This is a genomic window from Ruminiclostridium cellobioparum subsp. termitidis CT1112 (assembly GCF_000350485.1).
Taxonomy (GTDB): Bacteria; Bacillota; Clostridia; order Acetivibrionales; family DSM-1351; genus Ruminiclostridium; species Ruminiclostridium termitidis.
Genome location: NZ_AORV01000015.1, coordinates 64473 through 87422 on the forward strand (window position 1 = coordinate 64473; position 22950 = coordinate 87422).

Consider the following 22950-nt stretch of genomic DNA (forward strand, 5'->3'; position numbering starts at 1 on the left):
TAATTTAACGCGTTATGCCAGTTGGTTGATAAATATGCCCGTTAAAAATTGCCTGTTTATACCGGCACTTCCATACTAACTTCAAGCAATGGATTGCACACAAAGTGCTTACTTGAAATAGTACGGTTCACAACAAGTATTTTATTGCCGTCGCAGCGACTCGACCATCCGTGTCTCGCGTGCTGCTCAAAGTGACATCCTATCACTTTGCCGGCTAAAACACTTGTTTTTCACCTACAAATTTCAGCAAGCACTTTTATCATGCTGTCCATTGCTTGAAGTTGTACTCGCGTACCGATATAATCATATAAGAATTTAACTATGAGGCTGAGATGATTTAACCGGCACAACGAGTTAATTTAATGTATCGTGTCAACTTCTTTTAGTAGGTGTTTCTGCTGAATACTTCCCTCTGAACATCCTTGGGCAAATCAACAAATCTTGCGCTGAAGCCTCCGACCCTGACAAACAGGTCCTTGTATTTTTCAGGCTCTTCCATGGCTCTTTCCAGATCGGCCTTGTTAATAACCGTAATCATTGCCTGGTTTCCGCCTTTTTTGAAATATGTTTTGAGAAGAACCTCGAACTGTTCTCTGTTTCTTTCAAACATATCCTTCCCGAACCTCATGTTGTGAACTGCTCCTGCATGAATTCCGTGGTCAGGCTTGGTAATTGAGTTTATCATTGCTGTTACGCCTTTTTTGTCATTTCCCCCTGCAGGAGTATTGGCATTTGCCATGGCCCCGCCGGCTCTCCGTCCGTCGGCTGAGGCTCCGCCCCATCTGCCGAGAGTTGTATTCATTCCGTTATTGATAATTACGGCAAGATAGGAGTGCAGATTTGTCCTGTTTTTCTGATCCCTGATTGTGTTGCAGACGAAATTGTGCACTCTTACCAGCATTTCATCGGCTTTGGCATCATCGTTTCCGAATTTCGGGCAGTCAACCATCATTTTATGTTCTTTCTCATACCCGTAGAAATTATTGTCCAGTACTTCCAGAAGCTTCTCCGGAGTCAGAACCTTTTTGTCATAGACCAGTTCCCTTATTGAGGTGAGGCTGTCGGCAGTATTCACATTTCCGTAAGTTTCAAGGGTCCCTCCAAGGTATCTGATTCCACCCGAGAATATGCCCTTTCCTTTTTCCATACAATCGTCATAAAGCATGCTCATATAAAGATAGGATGCACTGGCGCCAAGGACCCTGTACTCCAATTCCTCGTGATCGGCCAAAACCTCTATAAAATATGTCACCTGCTTTTTATATGCCTCAAACAGCTGGTCAAAGGTTTTGAATTCTTTCAGTTCTCCGGTTCTCAGTCCCGATTCAAAGCCTGTGACAGGGTCCATACCATTGTGCAGCGCTACCTCGAGGGCTTTCAGAAGATTTATGGAGCCGCTGGGAGTACCGTAACTGCGGTGATTCAGAACATATTCCCCGCAGCCGAAAGGAACATAGTGTTCGGCCTCCTCAACAGGTACCTCAAAAGCCCTGCTCACTGCCGGAATGTTGACGTCATCATTGTACAGCAGGGGGAAGGTACAGCCGCTTCCTATAACGTCAATGGCCTTTTCCATAACCTTGGGATTCATTCCTTCATAAAAGCGGAGTGTCAGCTGCGGCAGTATGTTATTTATTCTCCTTGAGGCTTCCATGGCAAGAACCGCAAACCTGTCGGCATTTTCTTCATTCGGTCTTCCCTTCCCTCCAAGGATTACTCTGCCGTCAACATCGACTATGAGATCTCCGATCAGTCTCCATATGGACATTACCATCTTCAGGGCCTCATCCTCCTTTATTCTTCCGCTGTCAATATCCCTGGCGCAGAAGTCACCCAGGTAAACATCCATCCGCCCGAATTCCAGTGAACCGCATACTGTTGAGTAGAGCCAGGCCAGCTGAATTGCCTCTCTGAAAGAATCAGGCTTGTCTTTTGATATATTCTCCAGCACATCTGCCATTATCTTTAATTCAGTCTTTCGTGAACTGTCATCCGTCGCATGGGCCATTTCGAAAGCCTGTGCCTTGTAAAATCTGCATATTTCAATAAAATGCTCCAGAACCAACAGCATGCCCTCATACAGCTTGACATTTCCGCCCCCGGCAGCCGCCTTATCCCTGTATTCCCCAGCCTCGGCAATAAGCCCCGGTATACCAAGCCTCATAAGCTTTTCATAATCGATATAAACACCCGCCATCCTGTAAAGAGGTGTTGCTATTTCAGGCTCATACAGGAAAGGAAACTCTGCAATCTTCTCCTTGCAAAGCACCTTGTTCATATCCTCTGTAAAGGCAGCTTCTATCTTTCTTGTGGTAGTCTCCTTTCTCCAGAAAAGCAGCATATCCATTATTTTCTCTCTTTGTCCAGGAGTGATATTTCCTTTTTCAATAGCATCGACAATTGCAAATTCATTACAGAAATATCCAAAGCCTCCGAATTGCGGACTGAAACCCAGTGTTCCGTACTTCACCCTTCCTGCAAACAGGTCATTTTCTTTGATTTCGGTCAGTATTGCAGGAAACTGGGCTTTTATGCACATGGCTTCGCGTATTGATATATCGTCGTTTTTATACTTCCTGTAAGTTTCTGTAAAATTGATTTCCATAGAAAAATCAGATTTAGCCATATTGATTACCTCCATTTTTTAAAATTGTCTTATGATACTTTAATATTAATGCTTTACGGCATTTTCTTCTTGTATTGATTTGATAAATACTTTGTGCTATATTGACTATAAGAACATTAAGGAGAATAAATATGCCGGTACAGAAATTAAGTTTAAGTGATTATTTACGATCAGGGATGGAGTCAAGCGGAAGCTTTTTTACCTCTACAAAATTTATATCTACCGAGCATTATCATGATTTTTTTGAATTCTGTTTTATAACAGAAGGAAAAATATATCATTCCTTTAACGGAAACAGGGAAATCCTGCAGCAGGGAAACCTGATATTTATCAGACCTGAAGATATCCACTCCTTTGAAGTAATTGACAGTGAATATTTTCAGTTTATAAACCTGGCGGTTTCACCTGAAACAATTTATGACATGTTTAAATATTTGGGAAACGGTTTTAAACCTGAGCGGTTTATAAAAGCACCAAATCCCATAAAGACTGAAATCCCCAAGTCGGAAACAGAATCCCTCAAATCAAAGTTTGAGCATTTTATTCTTATGCCCCGTTATGATGAAGGAAAAATCAATTCCGATCTGAGAGCCGTTCTGGTAGAAGTTTTTACTCATTACTTCCCCATGAAATTGTGGGAGAACAAGACCTCGGTGCCCATATGGCTGGACTGGCTTTATAAGGAAATGCAAAAAAAGGAAAACTTTGTGGGCGGTATAGCCGTAATGCAGAAAATCGCCTGCAAATCACCCGAGCACCTCTGCCGGGAATTTAAAAAGCATTTTAACAAAACCCCTACGGAGTTTATTAATGATACAAGATTGAATTATGCCAGAAATCTGCTTGTTTTCAGTGACGAGAAGATCATTGATATCGCTTATTCTTCAGGTTTTCAGAATTTAAGCCACTTTTGCCATGAGTTTAAAAGGAAGTTTTTGATACCCCCTACGTCATACAGGAAACTCTACCAGAAAGTTATCGGAACCGAGCAGGCATAAAAAGTCCCGGAACCGGTATTTTTGAATACCGTCCGGGACTTGATTCCTATCAGCTCTTTCTCAACAGCTCCAGTACTTCTTCGGCATGCCCCTCGGGAGATACCTTTGGAAATACCTTTTGGATCACCATTTCTTCATCAATTATAAAGGTAGACCTTATAATACCCATATAGGTTTTTCCGTACATTTTCTTTTCTCCCCAGGCCCCGTAGGCTTCGGATATTTTGTGATCTTCGTCACTCAGGAGATAAAAAGGAAGGTTGTATTTATTCCTGAATTTATCATGGGATTTTTCACCATCCGGGCTGATTCCCACAACTACCGCACCTGCCTCGAGAATATAATCATAGACATCTCTGAAGCCGCAGGCTTCTTTGGTACAACCTGGAGTATCATCCTTGGGATAGAAATATAAAACGATCTTTTTGCCTTTGAAATCAGAGAGACTGACTTCTTTATGTTCAGCTGTTTTCAGCACAAAATCCACAGCTCTTTCTCCTGCTTTGAGCATTTGCATACACCTCCGCCAAATAATTTTCTTTTCATTTCTATTGAATATATGTACCACCCATAAGCAACAGTAAACAAAATGTGGACATTCAATAATTTCAGACAAAGATTTTTATAAATGAAATTAAGACTGTAAACAATCAAGTTATCAGAATTGAAAATGATTTAAAGCCCAAAGTTGAAACAGCTCTTGAAGGGTACAAAATCATTTATGAAAAGCTGGACTCTCTGGACAAAAAAGTTGAAATTATCACAATTTAAATACATGTAAAACATTTAATAGTGCTCCCGTACTAACATCAAAAAATGGATAGCTCACAAAGTACATGCTTGAAATTTATACGGCTCATCACAAGTATTTTTGCCGTCGCAGAACACTCAACATCCTGTTTCGGGGTTCTGCTCAAATCGGCGTCCTGCCGATTTGCCAGCAAAAACACTTGCGTTTCGCCTGTAATTTCAGGCATGTACTTTTAACAGAGCTTTCTATTTTTTGAAGTTGCACTCGCGCACTATGATGAATTGTAATACATGTAATGCAATTGTCGTTCTGCAACGGCTCTTTTGCTTTACATATGCTTTTTTACTTTCCTAAAACAACTTGGACAGTACAGCTATCCTTACCGTCCAGCAGTTGTTCCAGCGCCGCTTTAGGGATTTTTGCAGACTTGCCTCCGTCTGTATCAAAACTTATAGCACTTCCATCTATTTTAATCCCCGCAATTTTATAATCCTCATAATCCAGACCCTGCGGGTTGGAGTAAACCAATTCCACTCTCTTTCCCAGGAAGAAAGCATGTGCCGCCGCTGTTCCATTGCTGTCAAACTGCTCCTTTACCAGCTTTGGAGCCAGAACAAGATCTCCGCATTCACCTCTGAAGCCGAACATTTCGGTAAGTACGGTCATCAGCAGCCAGCTTGCGGAACCTGACAGATAGTGATACATTCCCCTGCCTTCATGGGATATGTACTCTGGTATACCCGGATATATCCCCGCCTTTTCGGTATTGTTGGGAAGTGCATAAATTGTTTTGAACACTTCATAGGCTTCCTTTATATACCCTCTTTTGTACAAACCGTTCATAAACATTACAACCATGTGGTTGAAGGTTCCGCCTGTCTCCTTTTCACCGTAGACAACCGCATAACCTCTTCCGAAGTTCAGTGTATTGGGTCCCAAAGGTGTTGTAAGTCTAAAGCCCCCCGTATCAGGGTCTTTCAAAATTGCTTTTGCAGCTTTGAAGGCCTTTTTGATCTGCTCATCTGTTGCAGCCCCCGACATAATGGCAAAGGTCTGTGCTGTCAGATTCATTCGTGTGCAGTCTTCATGGTCTCCGTCCACCCTGTTGCCGTCATTGTTGTAATAGCCGTTAAAGAAGCCGTAACCTGTCTTCGATTCAATCCATTCATTTTCCCTGACATGCTTGAGTATCCAGTTGCCCATTTCTGTCAGATCTGCTGCCAGCAAATGGATTTCTACCTCTGTCTTTTCCCCTGAGAAACCGTTATTGACGGCATAAAAATATTTTTCAAGCCTCTTCCGCTTGTCGGCTGCCGAATTGTAATCAACCCTGCCGTTCAAGCCTGTCAGCGCAATTAACTCTTTAAACAACGGAATAGTCTCTGTCTTTTTAACTTTTTTGTATTGCAGCAGGAGTTGGGCAATGGTTATGAGATTCCAACCATAGAAGGCTGAGAACGGAACTGTTTCGCCCTTTTCATTTGCCATATCCAGCAGGTCGTTCCAATCTGCGTCTTCCAGCTTCAGGTTGTTGTGATCCCCCACATTATGGAAACAGGTAAGGTGCTGAACCAATACATGTTCAAGCAGGCTGCCGCAGTAAACGTCTCCCGACACGGTTTTCTGCTGTGTTCCGTCAGCCGGCTTCCAGCTGTTGTCTCTTGCCTTTGCCCTGCTTATCTGATGGTCCTTCCAATATGGCAATTCTGTAAAGAATACCTCCACATCGCCTGTTTGATCTGCATAAAGCCTGGTTGTGTAATACGGCCATATTCCATGATCCATCCATACTCTCGAAATCTTGTTCCGGTCTGCTGCAAACCTGCCCAGGCCTTTTTCTATGATCGTCGCATTGCTGCCGTCCAATCTTACTCCGCCGAAGCTTGCTGTAAGCGTATCCTTCATCTCTTCAGGACTTTGGAGCAGCAATGCCAGGCAGTCCTGCCACAGGTCCCGCCAGCCTCTTCCGCCTCTGCCGTAGTCAAAATGCGGCAGGAAGGAATTTCCGTAAATTTTTCTCAATATAGGCTGCAAAGCCACCCAACGCATCCATTTGTTGAAACTCTCATGGCCTGTTTTGAAGGAAATCCTTTCAACTCTTCCTTTCCAGTAGTTCATGTTTTCTTCAAGAGCTCCGGCAACTTTTTCGGCACTGCCGTATCTTTCTAAGCAGCGTAATACTTCTGATTTTTCCTGAGTTACTCCTTCGATTAAAATATAACCCCTGGTTTCTCCCGGAGCCAGAACAGCTGCTTCAAACCTCATGGCGCCGATTGCCTCCATACCGTCGCGCCTGTTGGGGGGAACCTGATAAGGGGGAATATTGGCAACCACCGCCCGCGGCCATTCAAAGCTGCCTCCCTCTCCAATGAATTCAGTGACTGTCGGGAACTGGCCTACAGGTTTTTCCTTATTTTCTCCTATGGCCAAAGCAAAATAAATAGTGCTGTTAGGCTTATGACCCCTTTCATCATGCATGATAGCAGGCTTTACTTCAAGACCATAATCATTCATTTCAATTCTGTGGGCCAGTGAAGTCCAGTGATTGTGATCACGCTGACTGTCGGCAGATCTGCCGTACAGAGGCAGGGCTGTAGTAGGAGTCAATGTAATGGCTTCACCGGAAATGTTAGTGACTTTTACCCACATTATTTCAACTGCATCATCCGTTACAGGAGCAAAACTGATAATCTCGGATTTTATTCCCGCCTCCCGGTCTTCTCTTATCAATGTATGCGCAAGAAAAGTACCTTTTATTGTAACATCGGTTTTTTCATTTTCGGTAAAAAGCTCTGAAAGCTGCTTTGCAGAATTTCCGGTAAGAGAGTATGCACCTGTCCTGTCACTGTAAACCCAAAAGTTTCTTGCCGACCTGGTATTGTATAAGTCAGTCATTACCAAAGGTAATCTGAGAAAGCTGTGCTGTCCTGTGGTCGCATCACCGTGCAGTGTTGGTGTAACCGACCCCATTATTCCCGCTTCATTGCATATGGGGAAGTAAAGCTGATTAAGGGTATGTGGATTTTTCCATTCAAATGACCCCTTATCATCAGTGTAAACCCATTTTACATTTTTAATGTTGTTAGACATTTTGTTCCCTCCGCTTATTAATAGTGTTAATTCAATACGTTGCCATTTTGTTGATCAACAGGTTAATTTATTTTAAAATTAATACAGCCAAATTTTTTCAAAATACATGACCATTCATCTTTAGTCTGCCGGCTTGTATTTTCAAGCATGAGCTGCCGCCCTTCAAGGCCGATACCTGTCCCCTTTGAGATTCCAAGGTTATGGTAGGGCATTATCTCAATACCCTCCAGCAGAGGATATTTTTTTGAAAGTTCTGCAATCCCCTTCAAATGGTCCTCGGTATCATTAACCGACGGAATCAGCGGACACCGCAGAATTATCCAGGCATTTTTTTTATATAGAAAATCCAGATTTGATAAAATAAGCTCATTGGAAACACCGGTAAGTTTCTTGTGCCTGGCACTATCCGTATCCTTGTAATCAAAAAGGAAAGTATCAACATAGGGAAGAATTTTTTTATAGTTCTTTTCGGGTGCATAACCGCAGGTTTCAATACATGTATGGATACCAGCCTCCCTGCATTTTTTCAAAAGCTCCGATGCGGCCTCCGGCTGAAGCATGGGTTCCCCTCCGGACAATGTCACACCCCCGCCCGACATTGTATAGAAATCCATATCGCTTTTAACTTCATCAAAAATTGCCTCAACGTCAAGCTTTTGACCAAATATGCTCAATGCCTCATAGTAACATGCTTCAACGCACTTTCCGCATGCGATGCACAAACCGAATTTAACCATATGCCGGTCCTGTTCAATCTGATGAGCACCTGTAGGACACACACCTACACATGCCATGCAGTCCACACACTTATCCCTGTTAAAAAAAAGCTGCGGTTCACTGCTCCAGGATTCAGGGTTATGACACCACCCGCATCTTAAGGGACATCCTTTAAAGAAAACTGTTGTGCGGATACCCGGACCGTCATGTATTGATGCACGTAAAATACTGATAATTGTTGCCTTGCCGGAAAAAGACAAATATGTCACCACCTCAATAGTATAATTGTTTGAATATTGATATAGAGTTCAGGAAATGTATCCAATCAAGCAAATGAACGTTCCTTGTGATACTATTATTCTAACTGTTAACCTTGTAAAGTTCTTGTGTAGAATTGATATATGATTTGTACTGTATTGATTATTTATGATAATGCAACAAATACAAAAACCCCATTTGCCATAGCAAACGGGGTTTTTGCGATATTTAATTTCTAATATTGATTTGAAATAATATTACTTTCTGCTTGCTTTAAAGCTGTCCAGCTGTTTGTGGCATTCGGCCAGAATCTTATCCAGGCCTGCATCTTTTTGCTTTTGAATGTATTCATCCACAGCCCTGTCAATATTCTCAGCCTTTACAAGCCCATAGATCAAAGGTCTTCCAAACTCCTGGAATATCTGATCCCTTCTGGATATTTCATTTTTTATGCTGTCAGTGTTATAAAAAATACCGTCTACAGGATTATCAATATTCACAGGATTCTTTGCATAATCCGCTTCCCTCTGCCAGAAACCTTCACCGTAAGTTGCGTCAGGTCTCATAAACTGTGGCTTCCATAAAGTCCACTGACCTGGCCAGTCCATATAGTTGCTGTTTGCAGATGTCATGCCGTTTGGATATTTTGCCGTTTTTCCGTCCAACACATATGTCTTGCCTTCTATCCCATAAAATACCATATCGTAAAATTCCTGATTTGTTTCCATCATATTCATCCACATAAGCGCTCTTTCAGGATTTTTAGCATTTCTGTTAACACACATGGTGTTTCCTAAGGGTGTACGGTTGAAAAATTTGTTTTCAGGATATAATTCAGAGTAATCCTTCGTAAAAGCAGGATCTTTGAACGGTTCGGTTGCCAGGGACCATTCATGGGTGATAACCCTGCACAAGGTCTTTCCGTTGTCCCATTTATCCTGTTCATACATCTTGTCTGTCATTTCATCTTTTGAAATGATTCCGTCTTCTACCCATTTTCTTATGATTTTAACCGTATCCCTGAAGGTTTCTGTCTGCTCAATGGGAATAAGCTTTGAAACGTCTCCGTTAACATCATAATAAAAATTGTGGAATTCAGCATCCATCAATCCGTCTCTGAGCAAAGTTACCTGGAATACCTGGTTCAGGTTGTTCTGTCCCAGAGCCAGTATTGTCTGATCGGGGTAAGCCTTCTTGAACTCATGCACCACCGTGTCAATATCCTCAATGGTTTTAACAGAATTCTGTTCGATCTTTATCCCGGCCTTTTCAGCCGCATCAAATCTCCAGTCAAACCAGGGACGCAGACTCCCCGATAAAGTCCAGGGAAGGGCTACAACCTTATCTCCCACAGTTGCAGGTCTGAGGGTTCCTGTTTCCTGATATTTTTTGTACAGATCAGGTGCATATTTGGGCAGCAGCTGTGAAATGTCCATGTACGCGCCCTTGTTCTGCATCTGGGTGTAAGCCTGCCAGGGTCCGTCATAGTTCATATCCCAGTCATCACCCGAAGCTGCCATAACCATCAGCTTGTCCTTGTAATCACCAAAGGCTATCCAGTTTACTTCATAAGTACAGTTCAACTTATCTTTGAACTTTTCTGCCAGAGCGTTCCATACCTCATCTGCCGCAGATTTCTTGTCTCCCGGAAAATAAAATCTGAGATTGACAGGTTCCAAAGTCTCTGCAGTACTGCCTCCCGCATCAGAACCGGTTACCGAAGAAGTCTGACTTCCGCTGTTCCGGGCAGTCCCCCCGGAACCTCCGCATCCTGCAAGCATACTGCTGAAAATCATAAGTGCAACCGTCACAGCCAACATTTTTACCAATACCTTTTTCATAAATATCGCTCCCCTTCTTTATATTACTATAAGGCATACGCCAATACAGTCAACCCTTAACCGCTCCGACCATGATCCCTTTTACAAAATATCTCTGCACAAAAGGATACAGCAATATGATCGGACCTATTGTTACAATTGTTACGGCCATTTTTATTCCCTCTGCAGGTATGGTCGCTGAAACCTGCTGCATCATCGCCGCATTGGGAGATGATTGAAGGAAGGTGACATTGGAGACAATGGTGCGGAGCAACAGCTGCAGCGGCTGTTTCGCAGTTTCATCCACCAGCATGAGCCCAAGCCACCAGTCATTCCAGTAACCCAGTGCTGCAAACAGCCCGACCGTTGCAAGTGCAGGCTTGGCCAGGGGCAGCATTATTTTTACGAAAATTGTGAACTCTCCGGCCCCGTCTATTTTTGCAGATTCATGCATTTCATCCGGTATGGACTGGAAGAAATTCCTTAAAAGCAGAATATACCACGCATACGCCAGATATGGGATGATAAGGGCAATGATTTTATCCTTCAGGTGCAGATAATTTACACAGACTATATACCATGGAACCATGCCTCCGCTGAACAGCATTGTTATTATGGTATAAATTGAAAGAAACCTTCTGCACTTCAGTTCCTTTCTTGACAAAACATATCCTGCCATGGCATTTATCAATAAATTAAAGAAAGTACCTGCAACCGTAACAAATATTGTAACCTTGTACGCATTTAATATTCTGTTGGCATCCAGAAACAGTATTTTATAGGATATAAAGCTTATGGATTTCGGAAACAAAGTAAAGCCGTATTTAAGAATATCCTTTTCAGGGGACAGTGACCCGCTGATTACCATAAGGAACGGCAGCAGACAGAACATTGAAAACAATGTTACCAATACATATGAAGCAATAGAAAAAACACTGATTTTACCCTTTCGCATGTTAAGCCTCCTTTTTAGAATATCGCTGAATCCTTATCCATTTTACGGGCCCATAAATTAGATGAAATGACCAGTACAAAGGATATGATTGATTGAACAAAACCTGCAGCCGATGCCATGCCTATGTCTCCGGTCTGCTTAAGGCCCCGGTATACGAAAGTGTCTATAACATCCGATGAGGAAAAAATCTGTGAAGCATCTCCAACTATTGCATAAAACATTCCAAAATCAGCATTCATGATTTTTCCCACCTGAAGCAATGTCAGAATAATTATGGTAGGTCTGAGAAGAGGCAGCGTGATATATTTGATTTCATGCCATTTGGATGCACCGTCTATCTGAGCCGCCTCATAATAGGAGCTGTCTATACCGGTCAGTGTGGCAAGATACATAATGGCTCCATAGCCCGATATTTTCCACCTGTTGATCATTACCAGTATAAACGGCCAGGCTGCCGGTTTACTGTACCACTCAACTCTGGGGATTCCAAGAGAGGCCAGCAGTCCGTTAATTGTGCCATTATCGGTACTGAAAAAATTGTAGGCAAACACTCCGACAACTATCCACGACACAAAATAAGGAAGGATTGTAATGGACTGTGTTACTTTTTTAAACCGTTTATTTCCTATTTCATTCAGCAACAGTGCAAGGCTTACCTCAAAAAATACTCCAAACGCAATAAATAAACCGTTTAAAACAATTGTATTTCTAAAAGCCCTTAACGCCGAATCCGAGCTGAACAGAAAAATGAAGTTATTATAGATAGGCTGGGTCCAATCGCTCCCCCATATCCCCTGCTTGAAATTTACATCCTTAAAAGCCAGGATAAGCCCCGAAAGCGGCAGATAATTAAACAATAGAAGAAGCAGCATTGCAGGTAAAAACATCATATACAAAGATTTATGTTTTGCAATATCTTTTAATATTACCTTAAAAGCATTACCCCTTTTGTCATATACATTTTGAACCTTCATAATAAATACCCCTTAATTTTTAAATTGTTCGGGAAATACTTTAAGCAAATACGTATCCGCTTGGAACATTTTTATCATAGTATCAAGCCGTACTTTTTTATAGTCAAAACTTTTAACTTTCAGTATTAAAACTCCAAAAGTGCAGGTATAATATTTCAAAATAAGGTATAAAAATCACAACTGGAGCCTGTAGCCAGGCATCATCAGGACCGGAATACTTGCTAAAACCCGCCGTGTATTATAAAATAAAGTTGTCCAAAAATATTCAAGTGATCCATTCAAGAGAATTCTGATTTTAAGAGGTACGTGTCAAATAAAAATTTAGTTTAAATATTTTAATATTATTTCCATTTGGAGGCTATAATGCGATTTACGAAATTATTTCAGAGAGGAATTTTTTCTACCAGAAAGTATTATACCAAGGTGCTTTTATCATTTATAATAATGGCTTTCCTTATAGTTTTGTCAACTTCCCTGGTTTTTTCCTCAATGTACATGAATACCATTTATAAACAGCTTTCCATTGACTCGGTAAACGATATGGAAAAGCTGACTTCGGAATTCGATAATGTGTTCAAGCAATTTAAGGACACAAATATTTACCTGAATCAGGTGCCTGATATCAATGCATTTTTATATTCCTATTCGATTGATGATTACATGACCTTGAACAGGGCCGATATGATATCCCGCCAGATTAAAAACCTGAACAGCTACATTCATTCCATAATGCTCTACAACAAGGATGTCAAATACACACTTATGTCCGGAAATCTCAATATTGACCGGGACCAGTTTACAAGCGGTGCTTTAAACTCTCCGGATACAAAGAGCAGTCTCAACATGGTAATCAGCTCTGTTTCCGATGACAGTACCCGGAATAACCAAAAGGAAAAAACCATTTCAATACTGTTTAACGACTCTGACAAAAAGAATATTTCCTCCGACAGCACTATAGTAATGACGGTTGACAGAGCTGAACTGGAAAAGAAATTGCTGGGAAAAGCAGACGGGACCACTATTGTCACCGACAACAGCGGCCAGGTATTATTTTCCTCTGATCCTTCCCAGAATAATCCGGTTGGACAGCAAGCCTACTTTTCCAGAATAACAGCTTCTGAAAACCAGCCCGGCAGTTTCAGGATAAATATAGACAATAACAATAAAATTGTTTCGTACGCTAAAAGCATACAAACAGGTTTCTATATTATCAACATTCTGAATACCGATAATTATACGGGAATCATATTAAAAAATGAGATAACCGTTTTATCAATAAGCATAGGCATTCTGCTGGTATTTCTTTTAGCAGGTTATTTTATATCAAGAAACATATACTCCCCAATAAAAAAAGTGACCGCTCAGTTTTCGGGTTCCAAATATGTTGATCCCGGCGACACTCACTATGCTGAAATTGCTACCATTTCGCAGGTTTTCAACAATGCACTCAAACAAATTGACGAGCTTGAAATGAAAAGCGATGACAACAACCTTAAACTTAAGGAAGAGTTTTTAAGAAGGCTGTTGAGAGGTAATATTTCTGAAGAAGCCATCCTTTCCGAAGCAGGGTTGTACAAATTCGACATAGAGTTCTCAAATCTAATTATGTGTTGTATGAGAATTGACAACCATGCAAATATGGGCTGGAATAAAAAACTTGCTTATGAATCCGCCATATCAAGCATTTTCCCTGAGGTTCTCAATAAGGCTTTCAAATATGAAGTAGTCAATATGTATGAAGGCGAATTTGCCTTGCTTATCAACTTCCGGAATACTTCCGAAAATAGTCTGAACCTTGTCATTGAAGCTATGGACACCATACGCGATATTACAAAAAGAACGCTCCAGTTAACCCTGTCAATAGGAATCAGCGGAGTTTCAAACAGTATTCCTGAATGCAGCAGCTGCTATGCCAAGGCCGTTGAGCTTGTAAAGCACAGATTCATACTTGGAGGAGACCATACGATTTATCAGAGGCTTTTGGATGATATTATAACCACTAATGTCAATTACCCGGATGAAATGAATGACAAACTCTTAAAGGCAATCAGAATGAATAAAAAGGAGGATTTCGTCAATAATCTCAGGGATATCATTGAATTTTTAAAGGGTTACCCCTATTCAAAATCCATATCCATGTTATTTCAGGTAATAAGCGAATGCATCAAAACAATAGATCAGACCTCCCAGCAGGACAGTAAAAAATACTATTTGGGTCTGGATGATATAAATACCATCATCGGTTCTCTTGAAACCCTGGAACAGGCAATGGAGTGGCTCATAAACATTTTTGACAACTATCAGGAAATGATGGATAAAATTAATCTTCTTAAAAATGACAAGCATTACAAGCTGGTTGAAAAAATGCAGACATATATAAGGGAAAATTACAGGGATTGCAATATGAATGTAGAAAGTCTGGCTGATATTGCAGGGTATACCTCTTATTATTTCTCAAAGGTATTCAAGGATATAACAGGTCTCGCCGTAATAGACTACATCCGACAGGTGAGAATAAATACGGCAAAGGAACTGCTGTGCGTGGATGAAATAAAAATAAGCGATATTCCCTGTATGGTAGGTTTCTCAAATCCAAGCTACTTCTATTCTATTTTCAAAAAGGATGTAGGATTAACCCCCTCTGCATATAAAGAATATATACTCAGCAAGAATAAATCAAAATAATATGTTTATGTTTATGCAGCCTATGGCTCAAGCTAAGAAAAAATGGTTAATTTGAAGGCAAAAAAGAACCTGTCAAAAAATATTTATTTTCTTTTAACAGGTTCTTTTCTGACCGGAATATTTGATTTAATAGCTTATCTTTACAGTTTTGATTTCAAAGGGGCCAAAGGCCAAATCAAAAGTACTCCCCGCTTCTATTGCTTCCAAATTTTCTTCCAGCATGTTGGTAAGCTCAATTGCCTTTGGCTTCATACCAAGGGCTATCCTTGAACGGGTAAAGGTGCCCTCGGCTTCATACAATCTCATAATAAAGGCCTTTTGGTTGTCCTCGCACGGCTTTACGGTCTCGATTATTATATTTGAACTGTCTGCCCGGGCCAGGGAGTCAAGTTCAGCGGCACCAGGTATCACGAGAGGTTTGTAATTCAGGCCGTACGCCGGCAATATGACATTGTCGGCGCTGAAATCACCTGTATGTGGTAAAAAGGAATATACACATTCATGAATTCCCGCATCTCCTCTGGGATCAGGTCTGCATCCGCCCTTGTGCAAGGACAGCCTCATATCCGAACCCTCAACCGATATACCGTATTTGCAGTCATTTAGTATGGATACTCCATACCTCGTTTCAGAAATATCCGTAAACTTGTGGTTTACAACCTCAAACATAGCCTGTTCATAGCTGTTGTTGCGGGTAGTAGGCTTCTGGCAATGGCCGAACTGGATTTCATGCCTGGCCGTGTTGCTCACTATAGTGGTGTCAAAATCAACCTTCAGGAAGCGGTGCTTGTCGTTCCAGTCAATAACTGTCTCAAAATCCACCCTTGGAGTGGTGGAATAGAATATCATATCCTGTCTGACGGTTGATTTGCCGGTAAGTTTATAGGTACTCCGTATACGAAACTGGATTTTTCCGTCTGCAGCAATTTTTCTGTCAATCAGTCCGGCATCAGCCTGGAACTTCATCTGACAATCGGCATCAATATCCCAGTTATCCCAGGCAGTGGGCACATCCTCCGCAATCAAAAACGTGTTCAGCGGATAACCAGCCCCTCTCAGCTCCCGGTTTACACGTGTGTCAATAAATGAGCTGATTATACCGTCCTCATCAAAGGTCACTCTGGCAAACGGTGTAGTTAACACATTCCCTTTCAGTTCAAAAGGAGATTTATCCTCTACTGCTGCCGGGGCTGCTGCATTACCGGCCGGTTCAAAAGCCAGAACTCTGCTGCCCAGTGAGGGCAGTTTTATGTTTGCCACACACAGTTGTTCTTCCCCTCTCAAATTCTGAACCTGCTGAGTTTTGATATCCTTATCAGTTGCAGCTTTATCACCGAACCCGGCCAGATATATCATGCCCGGCCTTTCAAAACCTAGTGTATTTACTACTGTTACCGCATTTTTATCGGCTTTGGCTCCGGCAGTTATATCAATAAGTTCCTGGGCTTTCTCAAGGAGCCGCCCCATTTCCCGGTAACAGTCGTCATGTGCTCTTGGAATGCACGTTCCAGGCAAAATATCATGAAACTGGTTGACCAGCAAGGTTTCCATCAGGGGTCTGATATCTGTATCCGCTGCTGTTTTTTCTTCCGAGACCGCCCTGTGCACTGTAAGGAATTCAAGATCATGCAGAGCTGTTTCAGCTTTTCTGTTGTTCCGCTTGATTGTATGCTGGTTTGTCAATGTCCCCCTGTGCAGTTCAAGATACAGTTCACCCTTATATACAGGAGGGTTTACAGCCTCCTGCTCAAGCTTCTCCATAAAGCTTCCCACACTCATATGCTCAGCCCTTGGACAGCCTTCCAGGTCACGAACCCTTTTTGCCATTTCAATCATTTCAAACTGCGGGCCGCCTCCTCCGTCGCCATATCCATAGGCTATAAGACGGCTTTTTGCTACATTCTTATTTTTTAAATAATTGTCACTGCCCCTGCCGTCGATGCTCTCCAACAAAGCCTTTGGCTCAGGCCAGCAATGAGTGATGTTGAAGTGGGTAAACACCTCTGTGCCGTCGATACCTTTCCAGTAAAAGGTTTCATAGGGAAATTTGTTGGTATCGTTCCAGGACATTTTAGTTGTGAGGAAATAGTCAACCCTGCTGCCCTTCATAATCTGAGGGATTGCGGCACTGTAACCGAAGGTGTCGGGCAGCCAAAAGCAGTTTGAGGTATAGTCAAAATATTTCTGTGTGTATTTTTGTCCCCACAGGAACTGGCGGATCATTGATTCACCGGAGGTTATATTACAGTCACATTCCACCCAGACCGCCCCATTGGGTTCATATCTGCCCTCCCGTACTTTTTCCGCAAGCTTTTCAAATAATCCCGGGTAATTTTTTCTGATCATTTCAGTGTGGTATGCCGAACTCTGAATGAAACGGTACTCGGGAAACTGATTCATAAGACTGATCTCATTTGAGAAGGTCCTTGCACATTTTTTTACTGTTTCAGGTATATGCCACAGCCATGCCGTATCCATGTGGGAATGCCCCACCAAGCCTGCAAACGGCGCCGACTTCGAGTTTTTGGCTTCCAGCAGCGGTTTCATTATTTCCCTTGCTTTTGCCAGAGCCGGTCTCCATACTGATTCCTCTGCATTTTCAACCGAGTAATATACGGTTTTGTGCACCTCGGTCAAACAGTTAATTATATCGGCACGTCTGAAGCTTAAGGCATCAAGCTTTTCCGCCATCTGGTTAAAGGTTCTCAAATCGTATATGAAATCGGCTATATCCTGATTTTTAATACAAAGCCAGATTGCTTTATATTCATAGCGGTAATCACTTCTGACATTGGTTTCAAAGGGCTGAGTTCCCAATATGTAGTGGCCTGCGTAAAATTCCACGGCAAAATCAACTACTTCCTTCCTGAAGTCTCCATCTACCAGTAAATCACAATAGTGGTTGCCATGACCTGTCTGTACTATCTTTGTGGCAAAAGTACCCGAGGGTATGCCGTCAACCCACAGCATTGCCTCATACCCGCCCACTTCAGGTCTTATATAAATATTTTGGCCTTTATACTCCTGCGGAATATGTACTTTTCCCTTGAACCAGCAATACACTCCTTCACTTCCCCAGGTATCGCCCTTTTTTATGTCTTTATATAGTCCCTCTTCCTGAGGTATGCTGTGATGCTGCTCCATGGTTTCATAATATCTTGCTTCTGCTTCTGCAATATTGGAAAATATGTAGGGTTCCAGGGTTTGCTCATACCTTGCAAGCTTTTGCAGCATCCGGTTTATTTGTATATCATTCATTTTAAACTTCAGCTCCTTTATTTCAGGTTCTTTTTCTTTCATTTATTACTTTAACCCGTTGCCGGATTATAATATAGTGATGTTATTCATAATTCCCGGCCTGTTCATGATTTTCAAAATACAGATACAAATCTCCCAGGGGCTCATAATGTCTTTGACCCTCAGGTGTTCCGGATAAGGCCATACAGGCCAGTCTTTCGGCCTTGTCGATTTCTCCCCCGGCAATCAATTTCCTGATTTCAGGCAGATATTTCAGGGCATCCGGGTTATTTCTGTCCCTTGGTCCGCCATACCATTCACTGTCTTCGTTAAGTTGAATCCGTTCAGCAGCTATACCGCCAAATACCATTCCCCCCAGCCTTCCATTTCCCATAGCCAGAGCTTCATTCCATCCTGCCTGTATGTCTGCGGGCTGACCATACCAGAGTTTCAGCACATTATTTGTACCCATCAGGAAATTCTCCTCAAAAATCATTTTATTTTTCCCAGGAACATGAATGCCGGCATTTTCTATTACCCACCATATCCGAAAACCTTGAACTCTGAAACGCTCAGCGGTTTTAGAGCTACATTGGTTATAACAAGTTTGACATACCTTGCTTTCTGTTTATTAAAGCAAAGGATGACCTTGCCGTCTATAAAGGACAGTTTCTCTTCATCGGACACATTATATTTTTCCTCCCAATGCTTACCGTCCGTACTGAATAATAGCACAAAGCTTCTGGGAGTATTAAGCCTTACACTTGTATCTTCCATACGTGAATTGAATTGTAGTTTTGCTATCTCATATACAGACTTCAGATCTGCCTGAAGATACATGCCTTTTACCTGTGTTTCGGAGGACTCCCAGAAATATCCTTTTCCTTTTGTTATATTATCACACATTTCCTGATTGGAGTTAGTGATAAATTGAAACTGCTCTCCCACTATTTCCTGAAATCCTTCTGATCCCAGGGAAAACTGCAGGTCAAGGCTGTCGCTGTCCTTGCGCCTGAAAACCACAGATAACGGAGCTGCTTCGTTTACCTCTCTATTTTCCTTGATAACAAGCTTATTCCAGCCATTTTTTAAAGGCAGGGCGGCGAGAGCTATCTGTTTGCCTTCCGATATGAGAGTATTGTTCAGATATAACTCTTTCCTGTTTTTATTTCTTATCTGAACCTCCATGAGATCAGGATTTAGCAGCAGGTCTGTTCTGTCTGACGGAGAATGGATATATAGGCAATAATAGCAATACGGTTCATTTTTGCCCGAATCACTGTCCAATAAATCCAAAACTCTCCAAAACCCGGCTCCGGCTTCCTCAAACCTGTTGATTTCAGGGCTCATACTCTCCGGCTCCAAATTGTTTTTTGAACTCAGAACAAGTGCTTTAGTTACCTTGCCGTCATAGATCCCTTCATGCAGAATATTCTCAAATTCATCGGACATTTTACAGTTTACTATAAGTCCCATATTGGAGAAAAAACCGGCTTGCAAGTCTTTCAAGCTTACGGTTTGCATAGGACATATCAATCTGCCCCAGTATGACCTTCACTGTGTTGATATGAGTCTCAGCCAGGCCGTAAAGCGGAGTTTTTGTTTCCTGTTCACTCCTGAGTATTGATACTGTTTTACGGTCCTCTCCCTGAAAATTCCACATTCTCCAGTTCAAATCAGCGTTCTTTAACAGGCCTTTGACCTTCCGGTCATCTTTAATCAGGAAAGGCCTTTTGCATATCACTGTCTCCTGGCCTGCTTCAAGACCGTACAAATCCCCGGCATGAATGCCGTCAGTCAAAGCATTGTCCTTGCCGGCTTTTATCAGCTGGTACAGAGGTTTCTCAACTACTTCGATATATCCTTTGAGACTGTCAGGCAGTGTAGCCTCATCAAAATTACACAACAGGATTTGCTCTGCGTTATATGGCATTATTTCATCCAGGTAATCCAGCCTGCAGCTTCCGTCTGCCACCAGGAGTTTTACTTCCCGCAGCGACCTTATTTGGTCTCTGTTTTTAACCTCTGCCAGTGTAAAGTCTATTCCCATGTTTTCAAAGCTGCGGTGCATATCCGAATCCTTCTTCGAAACCAGGACACATTCATGGGCTTCGGTTTTACCGGTTTGAGCAGCATATGCAATCAAATTCGAGAGAAGTACCAGGGCGGCAGGTTCCTCTGCAGCCCATTTTAAAAGCGGAATGGTACTTACCAGCTGCCTTGCTTTCCCATTCTTGACATCAAGTATCAGAGGAATACCTTTTCCTGTACAAAACAGATTAAATGCACTTACACATAAATTATCCTGGAAAGTATTATTGCAAAGGTATCCGTTACCCCAATTGGACAGGTCCTCTTCCTCCAGATTTTCCATAAGCGTCCTGTCATCTACATTTAAAAACGCATTTTCAGCCGAACCATGCGAAAGCCATGATTTGAACCCATGCTTTTCGGGCAAAAGATCCAGTACAGAGCAGCATGCCCAGGTCAAGCCGGCCGCAGCCTCTTCCGTACACTCCTCAAGCAGATAAATGTCTATCCCTTGAGTAAGTCCGTCAACTGTTTCTATTCCCGATTTCTCAAAAAATTCATTGGCATCCAGCCTTGAACCTCCCAATATTCCTACTTTTCCGAAACCACCCATAAAACTGAAAATGTGGTTTTTATTATATACTTTTATACTGCAGACATCCTCAAAGACAATATTATCACGGAATTTCATTAAAATCCTGAGAGATAACCTCTCAATAGAATCTGCAGCCGGAAGATCAAATTCAATATCCAACTCCTCATAGCCGGCGGGATTTACCAGGACACTTTTATTTCCGCTCCCGAGGATTTCTCCTTTCTGTTCCATTTGCCATTCCAGTATGTATTCCTTCTCTTCAAAAGAATCATTGAAAACCGATATTTTTTTAGCTCCTGCTTCTCCGTTATAATAACGGGACCTGCCCTCTTCAAAGAAAAACCTTTCAGGAAGGTATGCCTGCCTCACCCATTCAAATACCGTATTGGGAATATATTCAGGCAGACTGTCGTCGTAGGCGGCGTTCAAGGTTGAAATATAAGGGCCGGTCCTTGTTGGTTTGACACCCGGCAGGGACAAATCCGGATAATTTATGATCCTTTCCTTAAAGGGCAGTGGTTTCAGGCCATACCATACCAGATTAAACACACATACCTGTGCGGCCCATTTTCTTTCATGCTTCAGGTTTTCAAAAAGTTCCCGGCCAATGGCTTCAAGCCTCCCGTCAAAGGACAGGTAGGTTTTTTCACCGTACTGATTGCATACACAATCCGGTGTTGCATAATAAAGACTTCCCATCTCTCCTATTGTAACAGGCTTGTTTACATTTTCAGGACCCTTTTTACCCGGGTAGTGCAGAGAATAAACATCAAGCCTCCCGCCCATATCCTGGCTTCCATCTCCGCTGACCGGACGTGTGGGGTCAAGACTCCCGGCATATTCAGCCAGTAAAAACAATCTTTCGTTCAGCTCGTTTTCGTCTTTTACCCCGTCATCCGCCGACACTCTGTACGCCATTATGCATTCGTTTTCAACACTCCAGATAATGATGCTGGGATGGTTTCTGTCACGTTCTATCATTCTTTTAATATGTTTCTTGCCATTTTCCACAAATTCCATTGAGTAGTGGAATTCACAATGGGACGCCCAGATGGATGTCTCATCTACAATCATCATTCCCATCTCATCGGCCATATCAAGGAAGAATTCAGGATAAACCTGTGCGTGGAGCCTTATGCAATTCACATTGGCGTCCCTGGCCATTTTATACCAGAGCCTTGCATACTCCTCATTCTGATATGCAAAACCCATATAGTGCCAGGAATCATTTCTTAAATTTATTGGAGTTCCATTCAGGTAAAACTGTTTTCCTCTGACCTCAAAGCTTTTGAAGCCAAATCTTGCAGTTTTGACATCTACTATCTCATTGCCGCTATGGAGAATAACATCTATGTAATATAACTCGGGGGAATCAGGCCACCACTGCCTTATCTCATCCTTTATGCCGGAATAGTCAAAAATGAATTCAACTGAATTCCCATTGACGGGCAAACCGCAGGCCAGCTTAAAACTCCTGTCACCCGACCACTCCCTCAGGACCATACCAACGGTGAAATCTTCTCCCCTGTCGGCGGCCAGATCTGCATCAACCCTTAATATATTGCTGTTGACGTCTGTCCTGACAAAAATATCCGTAATATGGTCATGCGGATATACATTCAAATATACATCCTGCCATATGCCGCCCATGGTCTTGCCCCAGAATGAACCGGTAGGATATTCTATCCTGTTTTTACCCGCTTCATTTTTATACCTGAAGGCGTCAAGCTTCTTCACACCTACTACCAGGGTATTGCTCCCGCCGTATTTTACATGATCCTGGACAGGAAATTCATGCGGCAAAAACCCATCTGCGTCGGTTGAGATCAGTTTACCGTTAATATAAAACTCACTGTAAAAAAGTACCGCATTAAATTTCAGGGTAATTACTTTTCCCCGCCATTCTTCATCAATAAACATTTCTGTTTTATACCAGCCGCTTTGGGCGTTTTCCCATGCTTTGGGGTATTCGGGATATAAATTGAATTCTCCGCCCCTGAGGAATATTTCTTCTTCCCCACAGGTCAGCTTTTCAGGACCTGCAAAAGTATTTATATTCCAGGGAGACGGAACCTTGATCTGAGTTTTGTCCCATTTCCGGGGTATCCGGTCCAATGTCCCGTTCCCGGGGCAAAAATCCCATAAACCGTTCAGACATATCTGTTTTCTGTTATTCATGCTATCAACCTCCTGGGTCATGTTATGGTTAAAGC

Annotated in this window: 13 protein-coding genes; 2 read left to right on the top strand and 11 right to left on the bottom strand. The window is 42.2% G+C overall.

What is annotated here, in order from left to right; genetic code table 11:
* Positions 1 to 382: 382 nt before the first annotated feature.
* Positions 383 to 2626: a pyruvate formate lyase family protein gene (locus CTER_RS02590; RefSeq protein ID WP_004623430.1), complete on the bottom strand. Its 2244-nt coding sequence runs from the start codon at positions 2624 to 2626 to the stop codon at positions 383 to 385.
* A gap of 131 nt (positions 2627 to 2757) precedes the next feature.
* On the opposite strand from CTER_RS02590, the gene CTER_RS02595 reads away from it, so the two are divergent.
* Positions 2758 to 3624: a helix-turn-helix domain-containing protein gene (locus CTER_RS02595; protein ID WP_004623463.1), complete on the top strand. Its 867-nt coding sequence runs from the start codon at positions 2758 to 2760 to the stop codon at positions 3622 to 3624.
* A 49-nt stretch (positions 3625 to 3673) separates the two neighbouring features.
* Here the strand turns inward: CTER_RS02595 and bcp are convergent, their stop codons facing one another.
* From bcp to CTER_RS02625, 6 genes are all read right to left on the bottom strand, one after another.
* Positions 3674 to 4135 carry a thioredoxin-dependent thiol peroxidase gene (gene bcp / locus CTER_RS02600; protein ID WP_004623453.1) on the bottom strand — a complete coding sequence of 154 codons (462 nt, stop codon included), beginning with the start codon at positions 4133 to 4135 and terminating at the stop codon, positions 3674 to 3676.
* 582 nt (positions 4136 to 4717) lie between these two features.
* Positions 4718 to 7465: a GH36-type glycosyl hydrolase domain-containing protein gene (locus tag CTER_RS02605; protein ID WP_004623534.1), complete on the bottom strand. Its 2748-nt coding sequence runs from the start codon at positions 7463 to 7465 to the stop codon at positions 4718 to 4720.
* A gap of 62 nt (positions 7466 to 7527) precedes the next feature.
* On the bottom strand, positions 7528 to 8442 hold the full coding sequence (locus CTER_RS02610) for a glycyl-radical enzyme activating protein (protein WP_004623603.1): 915 nt from the start codon (positions 8440 to 8442) through the stop codon (positions 7528 to 7530).
* Between the two features lie 255 nt (positions 8443 to 8697).
* Positions 8698 to 10281, bottom strand: coding sequence for a DUF3502 domain-containing protein (locus tag CTER_RS02615; RefSeq protein WP_004623483.1), 1584 nt, complete (start codon positions 10279 to 10281; stop codon positions 8698 to 8700).
* 49 nt (positions 10282 to 10330) lie between these two features.
* Positions 10331 to 11215, bottom strand: coding sequence for a carbohydrate ABC transporter permease (locus CTER_RS02620; protein WP_004623537.1), 885 nt, complete (start codon positions 11213 to 11215; stop codon positions 10331 to 10333).
* A 14-nt stretch (positions 11216 to 11229) separates the two neighbouring features.
* Positions 11230 to 12189: an ABC transporter permease gene (locus CTER_RS02625; protein WP_004623560.1), complete on the bottom strand. Its 960-nt coding sequence runs from the start codon at positions 12187 to 12189 to the stop codon at positions 11230 to 11232.
* A 363-nt stretch (positions 12190 to 12552) separates the two neighbouring features.
* Between CTER_RS02625 and CTER_RS02630 the strand changes: the two genes are divergently transcribed.
* Positions 12553 to 14874 carry a helix-turn-helix domain-containing protein gene (locus CTER_RS02630; RefSeq protein ID WP_004623457.1) on the top strand — a complete coding sequence of 774 codons (2322 nt, stop codon included), beginning with the start codon at positions 12553 to 12555 and terminating at the stop codon, positions 14872 to 14874.
* Positions 14875 to 15000: 126 nt separating this feature from the next.
* On the opposite strand, the gene CTER_RS02635 is transcribed toward CTER_RS02630, so the two are convergent.
* The 4 genes from CTER_RS02635 to CTER_RS02650 form a co-directional block, all read right to left on the bottom strand.
* Entirely contained in the window at positions 15001 to 18174 is a 3174-nt protein-coding gene (locus tag CTER_RS02635) for an alpha-mannosidase (RefSeq protein ID WP_040760073.1), read from the bottom strand.
* Positions 18175 to 18214: 40 nt separating this feature from the next.
* Entirely contained in the window at positions 18215 to 18583 is a 369-nt protein-coding gene (locus tag CTER_RS02640) for a glycoside hydrolase N-terminal domain-containing protein (protein ID WP_004623475.1), read from the bottom strand.
* Positions 18584 to 18645: 62 nt separating this feature from the next.
* The gene (locus tag CTER_RS02645; protein ID WP_004623512.1) at positions 18646 to 19587 is read right to left on the bottom strand and encodes a discoidin domain-containing protein; all 942 of its coding nucleotides are present in this window, start codon (positions 19585 to 19587) and stop codon (positions 18646 to 18648) included.
* Positions 19565 to 22915 carry a glycoside hydrolase family 2 protein gene (locus CTER_RS02650; protein ID WP_004623479.1) on the bottom strand — a complete coding sequence of 1117 codons (3351 nt, stop codon included), beginning with the start codon at positions 22913 to 22915 and terminating at the stop codon, positions 19565 to 19567. Before CTER_RS02650 ends, CTER_RS02645 begins: the two co-directional genes overlap by 23 nt.
* Positions 22916 to 22950 lie beyond the last annotated feature (35 nt).

Excerpts from the sequence above, each read along its gene's own strand:
- CTER_RS02605 (WP_004623534.1), bottom strand. The coding sequence starts at position 7,465 with ATGTCTAACAACATTAAAAATGTAAAATGGGTTTACACTGATGATAAG.
- CTER_RS02650 (WP_004623479.1), bottom strand. The coding sequence starts at position 22,915 with ATGAATAACAGAAAACAGATATGTCTGAACGGTTTATGGGATTTTTGC.
- CTER_RS02590 (WP_004623430.1), bottom strand. The coding sequence starts at position 2,626 with ATGGCTAAATCTGATTTTTCTATGGAAATCAATTTTACAGAAACTTAC.
- CTER_RS02635 (WP_040760073.1), bottom strand. The coding sequence starts at position 18,174 with ATGAAAGAAAAAGAACCTGAAATAAAGGAGCTGAAGTTTAAAATGAAT.
- CTER_RS02630 (WP_004623457.1), top strand. The coding sequence starts at position 12,553 with ATGCGATTTACGAAATTATTTCAGAGAGGAATTTTTTCTACCAGAAAG.
- CTER_RS02615 (WP_004623483.1), bottom strand. The coding sequence starts at position 10,281 with ATGAAAAAGGTATTGGTAAAAATGTTGGCTGTGACGGTTGCACTTATG.
- bcp (WP_004623453.1), bottom strand. The coding sequence starts at position 4,135 with ATGCTCAAAGCAGGAGAAAGAGCTGTGGATTTTGTGCTGAAAACAGCT.
- CTER_RS02645 (WP_004623512.1), bottom strand. The coding sequence starts at position 19,587 with ATGGGACTTATAGTAAACTGTAAAATGTCCGATGAATTTGAGAATATT.
- CTER_RS02595 (WP_004623463.1), top strand. The coding sequence starts at position 2,758 with ATGCCGGTACAGAAATTAAGTTTAAGTGATTATTTACGATCAGGGATG.
- CTER_RS02625 (WP_004623560.1), bottom strand. The coding sequence starts at position 12,189 with ATGAAGGTTCAAAATGTATATGACAAAAGGGGTAATGCTTTTAAGGTA.
- CTER_RS02640 (WP_004623475.1), bottom strand. The coding sequence starts at position 18,583 with ATGGGTACAAATAATGTGCTGAAACTCTGGTATGGTCAGCCCGCAGAC.
- CTER_RS02620 (WP_004623537.1), bottom strand. The coding sequence starts at position 11,215 with ATGCGAAAGGGTAAAATCAGTGTTTTTTCTATTGCTTCATATGTATTG.